This window comes from Rossellomorea sp. YZS02, from assembly GCF_033963925.1.
Lineage (GTDB): Bacteria > Bacillota > Bacilli > Bacillales > Bacillaceae_B > Rossellomorea.
The window spans coordinates 57,028-77,850 of sequence record NZ_JAXBLY010000005.1 but is presented as its reverse complement, the minus strand read 5'-3'; the positions used below and the strand labels follow the sequence as shown (position 1 = coordinate 77,850).

Annotated in this window: 16 protein-coding genes and 2 riboswitches; of the genes, 3 read left to right on the top strand and 13 right to left on the bottom strand. The window is 44.6% G+C overall.

What is annotated here, in order from left to right:
• Positions 1 to 66: 66 nt before the first annotated feature.
• Positions 67 to 480, bottom strand: coding sequence for a VanZ family protein (locus SLH55_RS23225; protein ID WP_413787080.1), 414 nt, complete (start codon positions 478 to 480; stop codon positions 67 to 69).
• A 712-nt stretch (positions 481 to 1,192) separates the two neighbouring features.
• On the opposite strand from SLH55_RS23225, the gene SLH55_RS06695 reads away from it, so the two are divergent.
• Together SLH55_RS06695 and SLH55_RS06690 are read left to right on the top strand one after the other, a co-directional pair.
• Entirely contained in the window at positions 1,193 to 2,131 is a 939-nt protein-coding gene (locus SLH55_RS06695; RefSeq protein WP_320322985.1) for a LytR family transcriptional regulator, read from the top strand.
• 102 nt (positions 2,132 to 2,233) lie between these two features.
• Positions 2,234 to 2,319: riboswitch (cyclic di-GMP riboswitch) on the bottom strand.
• Between the two features lie 361 nt (positions 2,320 to 2,680).
• Positions 2,681 to 4,123 carry an S-layer homology domain-containing protein gene (locus tag SLH55_RS06690; RefSeq protein ID WP_320322984.1) on the top strand — a complete coding sequence of 481 codons (1,443 nt, stop codon included), beginning with the start codon at positions 2,681 to 2,683 and terminating at the stop codon, positions 4,121 to 4,123.
• A 104-nt stretch (positions 4,124 to 4,227) separates the two neighbouring features.
• Here SLH55_RS06690 and SLH55_RS06685 read toward each other — a convergent pair whose 3' ends face one another.
• The 5 genes from SLH55_RS06685 to SLH55_RS06665 all read right to left on the bottom strand — a co-directional run bounded on the left by SLH55_RS06685 (position 4,228) and on the right by SLH55_RS06665 (position 11,283).
• On the bottom strand, positions 4,228 to 5,757 hold the full coding sequence (locus SLH55_RS06685; RefSeq protein WP_320322983.1) for an AbgT family transporter: 1,530 nt from the start codon (positions 5,755 to 5,757) through the stop codon (positions 4,228 to 4,230).
• A 467-nt stretch (positions 5,758 to 6,224) separates the two neighbouring features.
• Positions 6,225 to 7,532, bottom strand: coding sequence for a hypothetical protein (locus SLH55_RS06680; protein WP_320322982.1), 1,308 nt, complete (start codon positions 7,530 to 7,532; stop codon positions 6,225 to 6,227).
• A 3-nt stretch (positions 7,533 to 7,535) separates the two neighbouring features.
• On the bottom strand, positions 7,536 to 8,768 hold the full coding sequence (locus SLH55_RS06675) for a M20 family metallo-hydrolase (protein ID WP_320322981.1): 1,233 nt from the start codon (positions 8,766 to 8,768) through the stop codon (positions 7,536 to 7,538).
• The gene (locus SLH55_RS06670) at positions 8,765 to 10,084 is read right to left on the bottom strand and encodes an amidohydrolase (RefSeq protein ID WP_320322980.1); all 1,320 of its coding nucleotides are present in this window, start codon (positions 10,082 to 10,084) and stop codon (positions 8,765 to 8,767) included. Before SLH55_RS06670 ends, SLH55_RS06675 begins: the two co-directional genes overlap by 4 nt.
• Positions 10,081 to 11,283, bottom strand: a complete 1,203-nt coding sequence (locus SLH55_RS06665; protein ID WP_320322979.1) for an amidohydrolase — start codon at positions 11,281 to 11,283, stop codon at positions 10,081 to 10,083. The genes SLH55_RS06670 and SLH55_RS06665 overlap by 4 nt, the downstream gene beginning before the upstream one ends.
• A gap of 262 nt (positions 11,284 to 11,545) precedes the next feature.
• Between SLH55_RS06665 and SLH55_RS06660 the strand changes: the two genes are divergently transcribed.
• The gene (locus SLH55_RS06660) at positions 11,546 to 12,700 is read left to right on the top strand and encodes an SEC-C metal-binding domain-containing protein (protein WP_320322978.1); all 1,155 of its coding nucleotides are present in this window, start codon (positions 11,546 to 11,548) and stop codon (positions 12,698 to 12,700) included.
• A gap of 142 nt (positions 12,701 to 12,842) precedes the next feature.
• On the opposite strand, the gene SLH55_RS06655 is transcribed toward SLH55_RS06660, so the two are convergent.
• From SLH55_RS06655 to SLH55_RS06625, 7 genes are all read right to left on the bottom strand, one after another.
• Positions 12,843 to 13,658: a MetQ/NlpA family ABC transporter substrate-binding protein gene (locus SLH55_RS06655; RefSeq protein ID WP_320322977.1), complete on the bottom strand. Its 816-nt coding sequence runs from the start codon at positions 13,656 to 13,658 to the stop codon at positions 12,843 to 12,845.
• A 21-nt stretch (positions 13,659 to 13,679) separates the two neighbouring features.
• Positions 13,680 to 14,345 (bottom strand): methionine ABC transporter permease, encoded by a 666-nt coding sequence (locus SLH55_RS06650; RefSeq protein WP_320322976.1) that lies wholly within the window; start codon positions 14,343 to 14,345, stop codon positions 13,680 to 13,682.
• Positions 14,335 to 15,348, bottom strand: coding sequence for a methionine ABC transporter ATP-binding protein (locus tag SLH55_RS06645; RefSeq protein ID WP_320322975.1), 1,014 nt, complete (start codon positions 15,346 to 15,348; stop codon positions 14,335 to 14,337). The genes SLH55_RS06650 and SLH55_RS06645 overlap by 11 nt, the downstream gene beginning before the upstream one ends.
• Before the next feature lie 70 nt (positions 15,349 to 15,418).
• A riboswitch (SAM riboswitch) is annotated at positions 15,419 to 15,524 on the bottom strand.
• A gap of 708 nt (positions 15,525 to 16,232) precedes the next feature.
• A complete protein-coding gene (locus SLH55_RS06640; protein ID WP_034764511.1) occupies positions 16,233 to 17,222 on the bottom strand; it encodes a LacI family DNA-binding transcriptional regulator in 990 nt (329 codons plus the stop codon).
• Positions 17,223 to 17,289: 67 nt separating this feature from the next.
• Positions 17,290 to 18,939 (bottom strand): alpha-glucosidase, encoded by a 1,650-nt coding sequence (locus SLH55_RS06635; protein ID WP_320322974.1) that lies wholly within the window; start codon positions 18,937 to 18,939, stop codon positions 17,290 to 17,292.
• Between the two features lie 82 nt (positions 18,940 to 19,021).
• Positions 19,022 to 19,852 (bottom strand): carbohydrate ABC transporter permease, encoded by an 831-nt coding sequence (locus SLH55_RS06630; protein WP_320322973.1) that lies wholly within the window; start codon positions 19,850 to 19,852, stop codon positions 19,022 to 19,024.
• Positions 19,853 to 19,884: 32 nt separating this feature from the next.
• A complete protein-coding gene (locus SLH55_RS06625) occupies positions 19,885 to 20,787 on the bottom strand; it encodes a sugar ABC transporter permease (protein ID WP_320322972.1) in 903 nt (300 codons plus the stop codon).
• Positions 20,788 to 20,823 lie beyond the last annotated feature (36 nt).

Here is a 20,823-nt window from a genome sequence, read left to right as displayed (position 1 = left end):
AATTTAGAGTAAATTATTGATTATTTTGTATGCGTTTTCATTTTAGAGCTGTCATGGTCCTTCCCTTCATGATTCTACCTGGTAATAATCCTTTTTCAAAAGCAGGATTCGTACAAAAAAATAAAATAGCACACCTATAGAATCATAGAAAACATCCAATAGACATCCTGTTCGTGAAAAATATAACTGCGCTATCTCTGTAACAAAGGCATAACCGATAGAGAGAATAATAACATTGATAGAATTTTGCATGACACGGCTTAACAACACAGCGAACAGGAAAAAGAATATGCCATGCCCTATTTTTTGCGTGATATAGTTAAGCGAACTAAAAGAGTAGCCTGTAAAAGCCAGGAATGTATGGAAATCAGGGTGTGGCTTAATTCGGAAATGTAATTGCTGATATAAGATTAATTCATGTACATTCTCCGTACACGTCAAAAGGAAAATTAAAATAGCAAATAATAATAGCACTATCATCCTCATTTACTTCACCTCTAACAGCATTGTCTCCATTAGAGCAAAGGAATATAACGAATCATCTGCAGTACTATTGTTCTATCATATGCCCAAAAGAATATAATTTTACCATTTCGATTCTTACGTGGAATGATAGGGTCAAAAATCGTTTAAAAGAGGGTAACAGAGTAAAATGAACCATTTTTATAATTAGGTTTTTTATACTATATTAAGTGAAACCGATGATGCACCCGAAGATAACCCACTGAGATAAAGGGGGAATAACAATGAAATGTATTCGTTCAATCTTATATTATTGGCATACTCTCAATTCCGTTTACTACCTGGCCACAATGACTTCCTGCTTAAATCAAGACATTAAGGAAAGAGCCACGAAGAAATTTGAACACCATAGGCTATGGTGTCATACCCTTAGAAAAACGTAAAAGGTCCGAAGGAAGAAAAACTCTTTCACAGACGCACAGTATAATACATCATAAAAAGGGACACTGGAAGTAATCCGAAAAAGTCTACTTCCAGTCCCCCGTTCCCCTCTCCTCTAAAAAGTAAATTTCCCATGTTCAAAAATTATCTGTATAATTGGACTAAATCTATTTTACCCTTATAAATTTTCCAACCAGTATAATCATAGATTCATGAAATAGACTATTTTCTAAAGACCGTGAATGATTTATTATTGTATTAAAATAGCAGCTAAAAGTGGGGATCAATTTTGAGAAGTGATAAACATAAAACAGTACGTAAAAAGAGAAAATGGACAAAGGTTGTAGGTATCATCCTTCTTTTGTTCATATTAGGTGGAGGTGCTTATGCCTACAGCATATATCACTCACTTAACAAAGCAGTGGAAACAATCCATACGCCCATTGAGCGGGACATGAGCTCAAAACGTACGAAAGAAGTAGAATTCACTAATAAAGAACCTTTTTCTGTTCTTCTTTTAGGTGTAGATGAGCGTGAAAATGATTCTGGCCGTTCTGATACAATGATCGTCTTAACCGTGAACCCAAGTGAAAAATCGGTCAAAATGATCAGTATTCCCCGCGACACTCTAACTACCATTGTCGGGAAAGGAACAGAAGATAAAATTAACCATGCTTATGCATTTGGTGGAGTTGAAATGTCAATGGATACCGTTGAGAATCTTCTGGATATCCCGATTGATTACTTCGTCAAGATCAACATGGAAGGTTTTCAGGACATCGTTGACGCAGTTGGAGATGTGACAGTCCAGAATGATTTGAAGTTCAGCTATGATGGATATGACTTTCCTGAAGGAGAGCTTACATTGGACGGGGACGAGGCACTTGCTTTCTCACGGATGAGATACGAAGATCCCAGAGGAGACTTCGGACGCCAGTTAAGACAGCGTGAAGTCATACAAGCAGTCATTCAAAAAGGGGCAAGCGTTTCAAGCCTATGGAAGTTTGACGATATTTTTGATGCGTTGGGAAGCAATATCAAAACCAATTTAACGTTTGATGAAATGGTCGATATTCAAAAGCATTATAAAGATGCATCAAAAGACATCGAACAAATACAAATAAAAGATGGACACGGTGAAAAGATTAATGGAATCTACTATTATCTTATCCCAGATGAAGAGTTACAATCTATCCAAACAACACTTCAAAAACATTTGGATATTTAATTTTAGAAGAGGAGCCCTCTGGCTTCTCTTTTTTTGTTATGGATTTTTTTTAGACAAAAAAAATAAACCTATGTATTTAGGCTTTCGTTATCTCAAACCGAATTCGGTAACTGGCAGACATAGTCTCATCGACCTTAGCCCCTGTAGTTTTGCGCCACCACTTTTCAATGGATTTGCCTTTATCGGACGGTTCATTTTAATTATTTCACTTTTATCCAAAAATCCGCTTTCTTGGTGTATGAAATACTTTTATGTAGATTACTTTCTCTTCGCTTTTAAAGAATTTAATCCCAAAGAACTTTAGGGGTGTCCAAAATTCTTTCATATAATAGACTGGCAAGTTTCTCCCCTCCCTTAACCATTTATAATTTTTTCCATAATTCTATGATAAGTTAACTAGTCAGAATTATCTATATATTTAAAAACAAAAATATCGACACTTTCAGACAATTTATGGAAAAACAAAGACTATACTTTATCTGTAAACATATAGAAATTACTTCCATTTGTTTTCCAACTCTATTATTCTAGTACTGAGGAGGGAATAATATGAAGAAAATGTTTTGTATATTATTATTAGGCGTTCTATTTGTTAGTAGTGGTGGAATCGGGCAGGCTGAAGGGCTATCCGATATTAAAGAGGGCGATAGATTTTATGAGGAGATTGACTTTTTATTAAAAAAGGGAGTTATTCAAGGTTTCTCCGATGGTGAATTTAAACCTGGGAAAGTTGTAAAGCGACAAGAAGCTGCTCTTATGATTGGGAGAGCACTTGAATATGATGGAACTTCAAGAAATACAATCTTTTCAGATGTAGACAAAAATAATTTAGGTTCAGGTTTTATTCAATCAGCCTATGAAAAAGGTGTTATTTTAGGTTTAGAAGACGGAAGGTTTTCACCTGGACAAGCTGTAACACGTGGAGATATGGCCAATTTCATATCACGGGCATTCAAGCTTGAAAATGAGGCATTGATCAAATTTACTGATGTATCAATTAGTAAGAACTCTTACAGGGCAATTCGCCAAATTGTAGGACATGGGATCGGACAGGGATATTCAGACGATCTCTTCGAACCGGATAAGGCACTGACTAGAGGAGAATTTTCAGCTTTTCTTGCACGTGCACTTAGCGATGATTTCACACTTCCAATAGACTCTTGCGGTTATGATCCTTCTACACATAAAAATCCTAACCATCAGGTGATGAACTGCTTGCTCACTCAGGCTGCGTTGCAATCAGATGCGAACGTTCCTCCAGAAGTTTTGAAGGCAATTGCCACTGAAGAGAGCGGGTGGGTTCATTTCAAAGACAATGGGGAAACACTGATTGGTCATGACGGCAAAGGCATTGGAGTCATGCAGGTTACAAGTACAGAAGGCTATGACGTTGAGCGCTTAAAGAATGATATTTCTTATAACATTAGAGCAGGGATTGAAATCCTGAAGAAGAAATACAACCTTAGTTCCCTACCTAAAATAGGGGATCACAACCCTATGAATCTCGAAAGCTGGTATTTTGCGATTATGGCATACAATGGAACCGTTTCGGCAAATAGCCCATTCTACAAAGAAACGGGTGATAGAAACTTTGGATCTTATCAGGATAGGGTATACGCCAATATTCATAGCAATGAAGATACTGTTCCAAAAATCGAAAACATCCCTATGACAAGTGAAGACTTTCATTATGGTGATGATACGAATAATATCATTGAGTTTAATAAGAAAAATTATTCACTCAAAGGTAATTTCACATCATCCAATTACTACTATAATGCAAACGATGAAGTACAATATTCAGGAAAAGGATTGCGAAAATCACCTAATACAATTGGGGAGTTAATACCTCTAAAACCATCTGACCGTCTCATAATTCTGGCATCACCCGTATACGACACAAACAACGGATACGTCTGGTACCCAGTCAAAGCTCCTCAAACAGGAGCTCACGGATATATAGCATCACCATATATCATACCGGCAAACTAATAATAGAGGGACGGACCTCCACTTTTTCTTGTGGATGCCCGTCCCTTTCACTTTCTCACATGAAATTATAGTGATTTTCGAGGTCCGTCCCTCTTACTTTCACCCTATAAATAAACGCCCACACCAGGTCCAAACGGAATCCCCAACAATGCAAACGCCAGTAGCAATACGATCCACACTGACAAGAAGGCAATCGTATAAGGAAGCATAAGCGAAATCAAGGTTCCGAGTCCCGCTTTCTTATCGTATTCCCTCATAAACGCAAGGATGACGATAATGTATGGATTCATTGGCGTAATGATATTCGTCGATGAATCTGCGATGCGATAAGCTGCTTGAACGAACGCCGGATTATATCCGAGTGTTGCGAACATCGGGATGAAGATTGGTGCCTCCAGTGCCCACTGAGCGGAGCCACTGAAGATCAGTAGATTCAACAATGCCGTCAACAGGACAAATCCGATGATGCCTGCGAGCCCCGTCATGTTGATCGATTCCAGGAAGTTTGCCCCGCTGACCGCGACCCATGTTCCAAGATTGGTCCAGTCGAAGTAGGCGATGAATTGCGCAGCAGCGAAGATCAGCACGATATAGCCGCCCATGTCTTTCATGGCTTCGGTCATATATTTATGAATGTCTCTTGTTGATTGAATCTTCTTTACTGTCACTCCATATGCGACTCCGATGATAATGAAAAATAATAGAGTGATAGGGATGATGCCCGATAGGAAGGTAGATGGGATGAGTCCGCCATCTTCATTTCGCATTGGTGAGTTTGGCCAGGCAATGGAGACGACCAAAAGCAGAACAAATGCCAATCCTGCTAATGTTGCATTCCTTAACGCTTTTCCTTCTAAAGGACTTTCTTCTTCTAACACTTTATCGACTTTCCCTTTATACGTTCCCAGTCGTGGCTCCACGATCTTTTCCGTAACAAACGCCCCGACGACTGTCAGGAATACGACTGAAGTGATCATGAAGTACCAGTTATCTACCGGCGTAACGGTGACTTCGAACGCTTTAGCCGCTTCTGTTGAGATCCCTGCAAGCAAGGCGTCGGTTCCGGTGATGATGAAGTTTGCCGTGAATCCGGCACCGACTCCCGAGAAGCCTGCGGCAAGTCCTGCCAGTGGATGCCTGCCCACTGTATAGAAAATCATGGCGGCGAGTGGCGGAATGATGACGAACGCTGCATCTGACGCAAGATTCCCCATGATCCCCACCATGATGACCGCGTATGTAATCAATCCCTTTGGAGCGTTTAATACCGTTTTCTTTATGGCCGTTTCAAGTAATCCCACTTTTTCAGCGAGCCCGATACCGAGCATCATGGCGAGCACCAGGCCAAGGGGTGCGAACCCGGTGAAGTTATCGAGCATGGAGGTGAGGATGTATTGCAGTCCCTCCCCTGAAACCAGGCTCTTGATGGGCAGCACTTCCCCATTTTTCGGGTGAACCACTGTAACTCCTAAACTGGAAATAAACCATGAAAAAAGGACAATAAAAACAGATAAGTACACAAATAACATAAATGGGTCGGGAAGCTTATTCCCTACCTTTTCAATCCCGCCTAAAAATCGAAGAAATCCCTTCTCCTTTTGAGGTGGATTACTCTCTAAATTTGGATTTGTCATGAGGTCACTCCTTCGTTTAATGTTTTAAGGAATAATTCCTTTTTACTTCCGTTAATAAGTATTTCGATATGAAACGCTCAATTCCTCTTTAAAATTAAATATTTATTAGAAAATTTTTAATTTACGGATTACGGGAGTTTTCGTAATAAAAGGGGGTGGGACATAACTAAATCTATATACTCTAAAGACGAACAATAAGATTATGTGTAACACCGCTGTTGATTTCCGTGCAAGACTACGCTTTCCTCGGGCGGAAGGCGAGCCTCCTCGTCGCTGTCGCTCCTGCGGGGTCTCACCTATTCCGCTTTCCCCGCAGGAGTCTTCGTCTTGCACTCCAATCAACAGCTAGAACCTGCTTAATACATGGATTAAGCTTTAGCACAAAAAATCCGAACGAGTTTGATTCTTATCAAATCACTTGTTCGGATTTTTCTTTAACTGGAACCCTTTTGTTCCAACCTTCTTCTTTATAACTGAAACTGATACAATTTTCTTGGTCTTCCTCTGCCTCCACTTTGCTCTTCCCCGCTGATCCTTACGATGCCGATCCGTTCCATTTCAGTCAGGATTCTCCGGCCGTTCCGCTCCGTGCTTTTCAGCCAACGTGAAAGGTCCTGGGACGTGATTTCTTCTTTTTCATAATGGCGGGAAAGGGATAGGATCTTTGAGACGATGGCCGAACTGACAGATGAGTCTTTGAAGGCTTCCTTCCATTCCTCCCCAATGTGGTTCAGGGAGTAGGTTACGGACGCAGTGGATGGAAGGATCTCCGTCACCGTCTTATCCTCATTGACACTGACTACGATGGAAGATTCGTGTTTTCTCGCATGCTGAAACGCCAGACGTACATGATGCTCTGCTTCCAGTACGGTGACGCCGAATCCCAGCCCCACCCGGATATCCAGATTCGTATGAGCCTTCACTTCCTGCGTCATGGTCGAGAAGATCGATTCTTTTTCATGAAGATCAAGTTCACCGCGTGTGGTGTACACAAAGAATAACCCATCTCCCAATTGAACCATGGATCCGTTAATCTTCTGGGCAATGTCTAACAGGTTCCGCTTAAGGTCCAGCTCCTGATGCTTCATTTTATAAGAAAAATGGGATTCGTCCAGGGTTTGGGTGGAATAGATCACTTCGATTCCGACGATGGCGATTTGGGATTTCCGGTATTTCCTGGACTGAGCCCGCTCGAGTAAATATTGCAGTATCATCCGGATGGACAAATTCGTCGGAACGACACGGTAGCATGGAATACCCATTTCAGTCAGGCGCTTTTGCACGCTTTGGATACATGTGATCGCCGCTTCAATATCCCCTTTCTCAAATAGGGAACGGTGGTAATCGACAAGGTCAGCGGCACTTCTATAGCCTTCATAAGGGTAGCTAGCGATTGTAAGCTGATCAAAGGAGTGAAATTCCACGGCCTTTTGAATTTCCTCCTTTGAAATTGTATCAATACTGATAGTATGGAATAGTCGTTGCTCCTTCATCTGTGCCTCTAATAAGGCCCCGAAGAAACTTGATCCGTGCAAAGGGGGAAAGCTCCCTTCCTTTTCTGTGATCCAGCCTTTTTCAAGGGCGTAGTAAAAAGGAGACTGTCCCGAGAAGAACCATTGATCAACAAGACCGCGATTCCTCTCCAGGATGTCCTCTATTTCATCTACTTTATCGTAAGGGAAGTTCATAAGTTCAATACTGTCAAAATACGTTGCTACATGATTGATCCGCTTGATCGAATCGTCCGGACCGATGACACCAATTTTAATCAACAATGATCATTCACCTGCTTCTTGCTGCAATACTTCAGCTAGAATTTCGACTCCCGCATATAAGTCTTCGAGCGAACTATATTCCTTTGGATGATGACTGATCCCTTTTTCACAAGGAATGAACACTAAAGCGGAGGGCCATTTCGCAGCCATATTCATGACATCATGCCCCGCCCCGCTGTCCATTTCAAAGGTTCTGTAACCGAGACTCTCCCCGGCGGACTTCACCCTGGCGGTCAGCTTTTCATCCAAAAGGATAGAAGGGTTATCTACAAGAGTTTCCACCTTGATTGTAACATTAAATTCATTCTCCAGGCTTCGGCATTGATCGATGATTTTTTCTGCCATGATCTGTTTTAAGGAATCATCGACGGACCGGATATCGATGCCTGCTTCAGCATATCCGGGGATGACATTCATGACATTCGGTTTTACGTCCAAAGTGCTGACGGTTGCAACGAGAGGTTTTGGTGATTCACCGGAAAGTTTTTCTGCCTCTTCTGATACGAATGTGATGAGCGGGGCAAGGACCACAAGGGCGTCGGATCTTTTTCCCATGGGAGTCGTACCCGTATGTCCGGCCATTCCCTCGACTTTCACTTTTAGCCGGATGGGGCAGGCCACACCGCGGACGATTCCGAGTTGTGCTCCATGATCTTCGATTTGGGTGCCCTGTTCGATATGGAGTTCAATGAAAGAATGGATGTCGTCTTCCGTTCGTTCAGCTTTTTCGATAGTTCCCCAGTCTAACCCTGTTGATTCCACAGCTTCTCTAATGGTGGTCCCATGGCGGTCTTTTACGTTTTCTACCGATATATCAAGGATTCCTGCGACACTCTTACTTCCTATAGTCGAGACTCCGAATCGGGCTGATTCTTCAGAGGCAAAGCAGACTACTTCTATGGAACGATGAGGCTTGAACCCCCGTTCTTTCAGTACTTTAACCGCTCCAAGGCTACAGAGGACCCCGGCTTGGCCGTCATAGCCCCCTCCATTTTCAACTGTGTCAAGATGGGAACCTGTCAGGACGGCTCGGGGATTTCCCCCCTCCCATCTCGCAAAGAGGTTCCCTGCTTGATCTTTCCGCACTGATAATCCAAGATTCTCTGCCACTTCACGGAAGACATCCATCGCAGCCAGCTCTTCCTTTGAATATCCCAACCTTGTAAATCCGTCAGGCTGCTCCATCGTATCGACAAGATTTAAAGCTTTTAAATTTGTATCCAGCCATTCTTTCAATTGATACCCTCCTCTTTTAGATGCGACTGTTTTAGGATCAGGCGGGCGAAGGCATCGACCGCAACCTGCAGGACCCCTTCATCAAAATCGAATTCTTCATGATGGTGTCCGTTTTTTAAAGGGGTTCCAAACACCATGAACGTTGCACTTCCGCCCTGCTTCTGTACTTCGTCGATCATATAGGTCACGTCCTCTGACGCCTTTAAAGGCAATGCATCAAGAACTTCTGATAGATAAGGACTTTCCTCTGCGACTTCTGTTAACCACTGGATCCACTCATGGTCGCACTCGGCTTCCATCGTCTCTCCGACCACCTCGATGTTCGTTTCCACCCCATGAAGGTCACCTGATGCCTGGAGGATCCGTCGGGCTTCCTTGACCATATATTGATTGATCGCAGTCGTTTCTCCCCTCGTTTCCATTTCAAGCTGTGCTTCATCAGCGATGATGTTTCGACCTGTTCCGGCTTCAAGCTTCCCGACGTTGACTCTGGTCGCCCCATCTGAATGGCGCGGAATGGTGTATAGGTGAAGACTGGCAGCAGCTGCAGCCAGTAGAGCATTCTTGCCTTTCTCGGGCTCGAGGCCTGCGTGTGCGGCTTTCCCTTTATACGTGACGTTGATTTTCGAGGAAGCTAAAAAAGAATTCGTTGTCGCATATACCCGTCCAAGCTTTGTATCCCGGATTCCGATATGACCGCTGGCAAAATAATCGACGTTAAGGAGCCACCCCCTCTTCACCATTGCTTTGGCTCCCCGTCCACCTTCCTCCGCTGGTTGGAATAGGAGGGTGAACCTGCCATGAAGTTCGTCTTTGTATGCAGATAGAAAGCTTGCCACGCCTATCCCGATGGCCGCGTGGCCGTCATGTCCGCATGCATGCATGACGTTTTGCCGGTGGGAGTTGAATGTCTCACTTGTGGGAAAATGCTCCGGATTAGAAGATTCCTTAATGGGCAAAGCGTCGATATCAAACCGGAAGGCCATGTGAGGTCCGGGCTTTCCTGTGTCAAAAGTGGCGGCCAATCCCGTATGTCCGCCTTTCATTTGATGGAGCCAACTCTCTTCAACCCCTTCTTTCAGGGCATGCTCTTCTTGAAGGGATAAATATTCCTGTGACGGAACCCCCATTCGGTGTTTAGATGATAAAGCCTCCTTTCCAAGGTGCAGGGTGAAACCAAGATTGGCCAATTCCTTGCCAATGAGATAGGTGGTGACATATTCAGTAAAGCCGAGTTCGGGCTTTTGATGGAAGGTACGTCTGAAAGTAGTGAGAGTCGGTTCAAGTTCTTTAATAAACTGTTCAAGTGAACTCATTGGGAAGACTCCTCTTTTTTAAGTTTCTGCAAAGTATCCAGTGTGAGCTGGACCATCACTTCCACCCCTTTAGTCAACGCTTTCTCATTCAATTTGAAACGTGGATCATGCAGGGGATATTGCGGTTCTGCATCCTCGACAGATGTCCCAAGCCAGTAGAAGGCTCCGGGATACTTTTTGAGGAAACGGGAGAAGTCCTCCCCTCCCAGTGATGGCGATACGGCTGGGGTCGCGTTTTCTCCAAGGATCTTCCGGGCAGCGTTTCGTACTTCGTCTGCCCATTCAGGAGTATTGACCGTTGCAGGATATCCGTCTAAATAGTCAATGGTCATGTGGGCATCGAAGCTTTTCCCTATCCCTTCTATGATGGAATAGAAACGATTCTTCACCATCTCTTTGACTTCAGGTTTGAAGGTGCGGATCGTTCCTTCAAGGGTCACTTCATCTGCGATGACATTGTAACGGTAGCCTCCCACGATTTTCCCGATGGTGAGGACCGCGGAATCAATGGGATCGGTGTTCCTGCTCACGATGGTCTGGAGCTGGGTGATCAGGTTATTGGCGATGATGATGGCGTCATTGGATTGATGGGGCATGCTTGCATGTCCTCCGGAACCTTTCACACTGATTTTGAAACGGTCAGAAGCTCCCATGATTTCGTTATGTAAAACGCCGACTTCTCCGACAGGCAGATCCGGCCATACATGCTGTCCGAAAATGACGTCAGGAACAAATTCATCAAAGACCCCATCGTCCATCATCTGCTGGGAGCCTCCAATCGGGGCGTTCTCCTCTGCCGGTTGGAAGACAAGGAGGATAGTACCCACTAGTTCTGACTTCAACTGATTAAGGACTTTTCCTGTACCGATAAGCATGGCTGTATGGGCGTCGTGGCCGCAGGCATGCATTTTATTCTGTATGGTTGATTTGTAGGGGATGTCGTTTTCCTCTTGAATCGGGAGGGCATCGATATCGGCTCTAAGAGCGACTGTTCCACCTGGCTTATCCCCTTTTATGATGCCTAGTATGCCCGTTTTGGCGTAGCCGGTTTTATAGGATATTCCAGCTTCAGAAAGCTTTTGTTGAATCGTCTTGGATGTTTCGTACTCTTCCCCACTCACCTCCGGGTTCTGGTGTAGATGTCTACGCAACTCAATGACTTCATTCTCTACTGATTGGACAAGCTGCTTTAATTCCATGAAAAAACTCCTTTTTCGGTCGAATGATTATTTAAGGAAAAGTTCCTTAATAATACCGTTAATATATACATTCGCTAGTAACCTGGAAAACCCTTTTAATCGACGGAAATTTTTGAGGGACGGACCTCACAGTTTTCTTATGAAATCCTGATATATTCATAACCATCACTCCTTGAGTTAACATAACTGAGGTCCGTCCCTCTTCCCTTTTCCCCTCCCACCCATTACACTGAAGGAAATACTTATGATAAAGGATGGTTAGATGAACCGTTTTGTTGAGAGGGTCGAGCCTTATTTTTTGAGTGAGGATCCGTTTGTGCAGAGATATGCGATTGAGATGTTGGAAGGTTCTTATTTGGTTAATGGTGATACATTTTTAACCGGTTTGAAAGCTCATGACCGCGGACAGGTTTCTGAATACTCTTCGCCTGTACTTCCTTACTTAATGTACATGCCACTGAATGAGGAAGGGATGAAAGAGGTCATCAAGCGGTTAAAAGGCCTGAGCAAGAAGGATACCGACGTACTCTTCTACATTCAATTAATAGCGAATGCCGATACAGAATTGCTGATAGAGTACAGTAACGATGTAAAACCTTTTTTAGATGAAGGACAACTGAAAAAGATTGCGAAGCTTCCCGCTTTAAATGATGAGGAATTATTCATGAAGCTTGCAGATGTCATGTATTACTTGGCTACGAATGAGTATGACCAGGTGTATTTCGACCATGGTAAAAGGATCATTCACGAGCTGGTTAAGAAAGGCGAAATTAAAAGCTGGGAAGTACAGATTAAAGAAGATGAGCTAGTCGGCTTTGAGATCATATACACCGTATATATGGCTGGGGAAATCCGCGAGGAGAGCGTAATCCCGCAATTGGTGAATCTATTTAAAAACGAGGAAGCAGAAGATTTGCTGTTGGAGGAAGTGGCCAATGCCCTGGTGAAAATCGGGACGGAGCAAGTGGTACAAGAAGTGGAAAAGGTCGCTTTGTATGGAAATACTTATTTCTATACCCTTGATGTGCTGGGAAGAATTAAAACGAAAGAAGCGGAACAGGCGTTGTTAAGGTTATTTGATCAGTCAGATGACGCCACCGCCAAAACACTGATTGCGGATTATTTATGCCAGCAGCTATCAACTGACGCGATTCCAAAAATCGAAGCATTCCTAGAAGAAGGCTATGATGAAAACATGCTGTGCCTGGAAGAATCCCTTTACGTCAACTGCGTCATGAACGGGATGGATCATCCGAAACTTCCCCAGTGGAGAAGCCTCATCGAAGAAGTGGAAAAGCATTCTTTGGACGAACAACCACTCCTCGTTACACAACCCGTCCAAACAGGAGAAAAAGTAGGACGAAACGACCCATGCCCGTGTGGTAGCGGTAAAAAACATAAAAAGTGTTGCCTATAATAAATGAGGGACGGACCTCCGCATTTTCATGCGGAAGCCCGTCCCTCTCACGTTTATGTGTTGGATTCGGACGAAAATTGAGGTCCGTCCCCCGAACTGGAATGTTACTCCCCTATCAATTTGATTTTGGAGGTCCATCCCTCTACTCCATCCACTCTGGCTTACCAAAACCTTTGAATTCTTTGTCGATGACTTTTTCGAATTGGTCGGCTTCGACGACGGCTTTGATGTCTTTGGCGAGTTGTGAGTCGACGTCTTTTGTGTTGACGACGACGCGGTTGCGGTATTGGTCGGGCATGTCTTCAAGCTGGAGGGCATCCAGCAGGTCCATATCGGCTGCCAATGCGTAGTTTCCGGGCACCGCTGATAGATCGACACTGTCTACGGCTCTTGGCAGCTGTGCCGCTTCGATTGGTTTAAATTGCAGATTTTTCACGTTTTCCTCAATATCTTTTTCGGAAACCGTCAATGGATCAGTGTCTGGTTTTAATGTGATCAGCTTGGCGTCCTCTAAGATTTGGAACGCACGTGCAGCATTCGTTGGATCGTTCGGGATGGCGATGGCACTGCCTTCTTTGATGCCTTCAATCGAATCAAACTTCTGTGAATAGATTCCCATGGGTGCCGTTGGTACGACGATGACTTCGGATAAGTCCATGTTATGCTGTTTCGCGAAGGTTTCCATATAGATTTTATGCTGGAACAGGTTCGCATCCAGATCTCCCTGGGCAAGTGCGTTGTTTGGCTGGATGTAGTCACTGAATTCTTTCACTTCCACCGTATAGCCTTTTTCTTCAAGACCGGGCTTGATCGCCTTGGTCACCATGTCGCTATATGGACCGGATGTCGCTCCGATGGTTACTTCTTTTTTATCTTCCGAGCTTGCCTCTTCTCCCCCACAAGCCGCTAATACGCTCACGGTTAGTGCTAATGCTGCTAATAGAATCCACTTTTTCACTTGTTGTTCCCCCTATAGTAGTTATCGTTTATCGACTAATCGTGCAAATGCATCACCCGTGTATTGGATGAGTTGAACCAGACAAATCAGGATGACGACGGTCGTGATCATCACCGTGTTGTCATATCGGTAGTATCCGAAGCGGATGGCCAGGTCCCCGACCCCTCCTCCACCGACGATGCCGGCCATGGCGGAATAGGCGACTAAACTGATCGTTGTAATCGTGATGGCCTGTATGACCGCCGGACGTGCTTCCGGCAACAGCACATCTTTGATGATCATCCATGGACTTGCGCCCACTGAAACCGAGGCTTCAATGACCCCTTTATCAATCTCTCGCAATGACGTTTCTACCATTCTCGCGAAAAACGGAATCCCCGCTACAGAAAGGGATACCGATGCCGCTGTCGGTCCGATCGTAGTCCCGGTTAATAGTTTGGTTAAAGGTAAGAGTGCCACTAATAGTATGATGAACGGTACCGAGCGGACCATGTTTACGACGAATCCTACGACCTTTTTAATAAAACCGTTTTGCAGGAAAAGTCCCTTGTCTGTGACGAATAGGAGAATTCCCAAAGGCAACCCCACTATGATCGCTACAGCCAGTGAAATCCCCACCATATACACCGTTTCGAAAAAGGCTTTATTCAACTCTGGCAAAATAGCAGTCAATGAATCAGGCAGCATCCTCGAGCACCTCCAGGCTTTGTGTCTTCGCAGTGATATATTGAACTGCCGCTTCGATCTCGTCAGGTGAGCCGATCAGCTCCATGATGAAAATCCCCAGTGGAACATCCTGGATATATTCAATTTTTCCGTGAAGGATATTCCCTCGGACCTTATATCGCTGAAACACCTCTGAAACAACGCTTTCCTCGGCGATGGATCCTTTGAATTGAATCTTGATGAGCTTCCCTTTTCTTGATTCCACCAGGTGCTGCGGCAGTTCGAATTGGAGAATCGTTTCGATGAACTGCTTCGTCAAAGGTTGTTTCGGATCAGCAAACAAGTCATACACCGGACCTTCCTCCACGATTTTCCCGTCCTGCATCACAGCCATCCGGTCGCAGATTTCTTTGACGACTTCCATCTCATGGGTGATGAGGACGATCGTCAATCCCAGTTCCTTGTTGATTTTTTTCAAAAGCTTTAAGATCGATTTGGTCGTATTCGGATCCAGGGCAGATGTCGCTTCGTCACAAAGTAATACTGATGGGTTGTTTGCAAGGGCCCTCGCGATTCCTACCCTCTGCTTTTGTCCGCCGCTGAGTTGAGCAGGATACGAATCCGCTTTATCTGAGAGACCGACCATCTCGAGGAGCTCGGTGACTCTCGGCTTGATTTTCGCTTTCGGCACATGTGCCGCTTTCAAGGCAAAAGCCAGATTGTCATAAACCGTCTTCGATTTGATCAGGTGAAAATGCTGGAAGATCATGCTCGTTTTCTGACGGGCGAGCCGGAGTCCTTTTGGCGAGAGCTTCGTAAAGTCCTGTCCATCAATGATGATCTCACCTGATGTCGGGGTCTCGAGTAGATTCAGGCAGCGGATCAATGAGCTCTTTCCCGCTCCGCTGTATCCGACGATGCCGAAGATCTCCCCTTTTCCGATGGTGACAGAAACGTTATCAACTCCAACCACCGTTTTCTTCTTTGTTTTATACGTTTTCACTAGATTCCGAATCTCGATCAATGTGCACACCCCTTTTTTGTCCAATAAAAAATGCCTCTTTCAACTGAAAGAAGCATCGCCTGTCTATCTCGACTTATCTCTCAGAATGAAATCATTCTGCAGGAATTGGCACCGTTCCATTTCTGGAGGTTGCCGGACGTCATAGGGCCTGATCCCTCGGTCACTCTGGATAATTGAAAGTATGTAATTTTCAAAAAATAATCTTATAAAGGATAATACTGGGTATGAGAAAGGAAGTCAATAGTTGTTTTTACGGTTATTTTTATGTAAGCGTTATCTTTATTTTCATATCAATGATCTTTTCATAAAGCTGTTTTTACAAAGATTTTTGCGATTCATATACAGACTAAGATTTATAGGGTGTGGTGCAGGAGGGTGAAGAGAACAGTCCCGCTTTCCACGGACGTTCGGCCGATCCTCCTCAGCATAAACCGCTTCCGGGGTCTCGGCACGCCCGTTTTCCGTAGGAGTCTACGTAGTTCCCTTCACCCTCTAGAGTAGTAAGTGTGGACAGAGCAAAATAGATCGTGAACGTCGGTTATGCAAGGTTAAAGTAAGTACGATTAATTAAAATCGTTCATTACAACGAATGAAAAAGCAGTGGCATAAGAAATCTCCCCATTTCCTTTATGATAGTAAAACATTTCGTCTGTATAGTTGATTGGAGCGGAAGGTGCTCGACTCCTGCGGGAATAGCTGGACAGGTGAGACCCCGCAGGCGAAGCCGAGGAGGCTCACCGCCAGCCCCGCGGAAAGCGAGCACCTGTAGCGGAAATCAACCGCCACTCGCTACATCCAAAACCAACTATGTTTACGAAAACAGTGTTTCACAAATAAAAAAACTGCCCCCTCCCATACACCAGGGAAAGAGCAGGATCCATATTTTAACGTTTCTTCACTGATTCCCTTTCAACAAGCTCGGTCGTCAATTTGTAATACGAATCGACTTCTTCCTTCATGAGCATTTGAAAGATGAGATGAACGGCCAGTGCACCGGCTTCATATTTTGGCTGACGCATGGTCGTCAATGGCGGGGACACGTATTCCGACAGTTGGATATCATCGAAACCGATGATGGAGATATCCCCCGGTACGGAAATGTTTTTTTCGTTCAGTGCCTGCAAGCCGCCGATGGCCATTTCATCATTTGCGTAGAAGATGGCCTGGGGGACATCCCGTTGGGCAATCAGCATTTTGGTCGCCTGATAGCCTCCTTCACGGGTGAAGCCCCCTGATACCTTCCATTTCGATTTATATTCGATGCCGTGCTTGTTAAGTGCCTCCCGAAACCCCTGGAAACGAAGCTCGTTGTCATGGGAGTTGTATGGTCCGCTGATAAAGGCGATATCCCTGCTTCCATTTTCGATCAAGTGCTCCGTTGCTACAAGCGCCCCGTGTACATTATCGACTTCGATCTGGGTGACGTAGTCGCTTTTGATCCCGCGATCGAGAACCACGATGGGAAAGCCTTCCCTTGCCGACTCGAGGATCGTCTCGTCACTGATATTATGAGCGAGGATAATGACACCGTCGACACGTTTCTCCTTCAGAAATTTCACAGCGGTCGACTGCACTCCACCGATGGAACTGCATGCGATCAAGTCATATCCGTTTGTGGAGGTGACATCCTGTACGCCTTTGATCAGTTCGGAATAATAAGGACCTGAGAGGTCGCTCAATATCAAAGCGATTGTATTGGTGCTTGTCCTTTTCAAATCGGAGGCAAGCCCGTTTTTTTGATAATTTAATTGTTTGGCTGCTGCTAATACTCTTTGTCTTGTTTCTTCGCTCACTTTCTTACTGTTGTTCAGTGCATAAGAAGCGGTCGAAACGGCGACTCCGGAAAGCTTGGCCACATCTTTGATGGTTGCCATAAGTTCACATCCTATTGCTTCTATAAATGAAGGCATCCTTCTTCTTTCCATTATACATGAAAGCGTTTCAATTATTTGGTTGTTTTTCGATCAGATACACGACCGCTTCGTACGGACGAAGGGTGTGGATTTCCGATGGTCGTTCCCTTGTATCAGAATAGTTGCTGATGATGAGCGTTGTATGAGCATCATCGACGTTTTCCGGTAATTCGAATTGGGGATTCCCCCCATAGAAATTCGCCACTACCAACAGGGTTTGTCCTTCCCATGTCCTCATGTACGCCATGATTTCAGGATGCTCCTCCAATAGTAATTCATATTCTCCATAAATGAGAATATCCAATCGTTTCCTCAATGCGATGAGCTTTTGATAATGATAAAAGATGGAGTCTTGATTTCCCATTGCCTCGAGAGCATTTATTTCGTGATAGTTTGCATTTACTTCAATCCAAGGTACCCCATTTGTAAATCCGCCATGGACATCATCATTCCACTGAAAAGGGGTCCTGGCATTGTCGCGGCCTTTTGTTCGGATCGATTGCATGATCTCCTGCTCCGGTACGCCCTCTGACTTCTTCTCATTATAGTAATTAATGGTCTCAATATCCCGGTAGCGGGTGATATCGTCCCAATCGATATTCGTCATCCCGATTTCTTCGCCCTGATAGATGAAAGGGGTCCCCTGCATCATGTGAAGGACGGTTGCGAGCATCTTGGCGGATTCGACCCGGTATTCCTGGTCGTTCCCCCATCTGGAAACGATACGTGGCTGGTCGTGATTATTCCAGTATAAACTGTTCCATCCTTTCTGAAAAAGGGATGTCTGCCACGTACTCAGTACCTTCTTCAACTCTGTGAAATCCAGTTCCTTTAACGCCCATTTCCCTTCGCCCGCTCTTTCGTCCAGGGACATATGTTGAAAAGTAAACACCATATCGAGTTCATTCCGTCCCTTCCCTGTATAAAGCTGAGCGGTTTCGGTCGTAGCGGAAGGGGTTTCCCCCACCGTGACCGTCGGATATCGAGAGAGGACCTTTTCATTCATTTCCTGTAAATAATCATGAAGCTTTGGCCCGTCGGTCAGTACGTTTTCATCGACTTCCTTCCCGATCAGATCGATCACATCCATGCGGAATCCACTGACTCCTTTACCGAGCCAGAAATTCATCATCTTGTACAGATGCTCACGGACTTCCGGGTTATGAAGATTGAGATCGGGTTGTTTTTTACTAAAGAGGTGAAAATAATACTCCTCTGTCTCTTCATCCCATTCCCAGGCGGATCCGCTGAATACAGAGGTGATATCACTTGGGGTACCGCTCTCACTCTCTCTCCAAATATAATAATCCCGATAAGGGTTGTCCTTTGATTTCCTCGACTCCTTGAACCAGTGGTGCTCATCTGACGTATGGTTGATAACGAGGTCCATCATGATGTGGATGTCCCGCTTCTTCGCTTCCTCTATTAATCTCTCCATGTCGTCCATCGTACCGAAATCGGACATGATGTCATAATAGTTGCTGATGTCATAGCCATTGTCATCGTTTGGGGATTGATAGACAGGGCTCAACCAGATGATATCGATTCCGAGAAACTGGAGATAATCGAGCTTTTCGATGATGCCTTCGAGATCCCCGATTCCGTCCCCGTTCGAATCATTGAAGCTTCTCGGATATATTTGATAAATTGTGGATTTATGCCACCATGCTTTTTCCATCGTTTCACCTCATGTTTTTCAACTACTAATCAAAGAAATGTACCAGGTACAATCATCCTGATTTGTACCTGGTACACATCACTCACTTAATGCCCGACATCGTAAATCCTTCCACTATATATTTTTGGAAGAAGGAGAAGATGATGATGATCGGTACGACCATGAAGGCTGCCCCGGCCATCTGCAGGCCGAAATTATTGGCATATTGCCCCTGCAGCAATGAAAGACCGACAGACAATGTGTAGAGACTTTCATCGTTGGCAATGATCAACGGCCATAAGAAGCTGTTCCATGCTCCGATAAACGTCAGGATTCCCTGCACGGCGAAGATCGGCTTTGCGATCGGCACGATCAAGCGGAAGAAAATATAGAATTCCCCTGCCCCGTCGAGCCTGGCTGCTTCGATCAGGTCCGTCGGGATCGTCGTCATGAACTGCCTGAATAAGAAAATACTGAAGGCAGCGGCGAGACCCGGGAGCACGATTCCCGTCATGGTATTCGTCAGTCCCATTTCATTCAGGATCAAATAGACCGGGATCATCGTAACCTGTGCCGGGATCATCATCGTGGCGAGCACGATATAGAAGATTTTCTCCCTGCCTTTAAACTGATACTTGGCAAACCCATACCCGGCCATGGCATTAAAGAATAGGCCGACAAAGGAAAATAGCACGATGATCAGTGTATTACGTAAATAGACGCCGAAATTCATGCTTTCAAATAGATTCTCATAATTTTCCAGTGTCGGATTTTCCGGAATCAGGCTTGGCGGAATTTGGAGCACTTCACTTTCCGGTTTGAATGAGCTTGAGATCATCCATATGAAAGGAACGGAGACGATGATGCCCCCGAGAGCAAGCAACAGGATGATAAAGAGCTTTTCCACCTTCGTTTTCGTTGTTTTGGTTTTCATATATTCAGCCCCGATACTGTATAGTTTCGTTCTTAATATTCTGTATCAGATTTTCTCATCTTGAATTGAAGAAGCGTGATGATAATGATGATGATGAACAGGATGAATGATCCTGCTGCCGCATAGCCAAATTCACTGAACTGGAACCCTTTTTGATAGATGAAGAGTGCCATCGAGATCGTTCCGTCAAGAGGACCTCCATTCGTCATGACAAATGGTTCTTCGAAGAATTGCAGCCATCCGATCAGTGTCGTGACCGTGACGAAGAAAGTGGCATAGCGAAGTAACGGGATCGTGACATTCCACAGTACCTGCCAGCGGTTCGCCCCATCCATTTCCGCCGCTTCATAATAAGACTTCGGAATCCCCTGCAGGGCAGCGAGAAAGATGATCATATTGATCCCGACCCCTTTCCATACGGCTAACACAATCAACGATAGCTTGGCGATCGTTGGCTCTCCTAACCAAGGAATCTTCTCGACATCGAGCAGTGATAAAATATAGTTGAATAATCCGTATTCCGTATTGTATAAGAACCCCCAAATGACGGCAACGGCGATGATATTCGTAATCGAAGGCATGTAGTATACGCCCCGGAATACCGTAAACAGCTTACTTGTCCCATAGTTCAACAGTAGGGCGATACCCAATGAGAACATGATGACAAGCGGCACTCCGATGATGACATAAAATAATGTGTTGAAGATCGACTTATGGAACAATTCGTCAGAAAATAAGGCAGAATAATTGTCCATGCCGATGAAGCTGACATTCGACCAGTCGGCGAGACCTTTTAGGTCAAGGTCTGTGAAACTGATCAAAAACGCTACGATAATAGGAACAATACTGAAAACGGTCAAAATGATCACTGCAGGAGCAATAAACACATAGGGATGCTTATTTTTATTGATGCTGTTTTTCCATCCATTGCTCATGATATCCCACCTATCTAAACGTACGCAAAATGATTC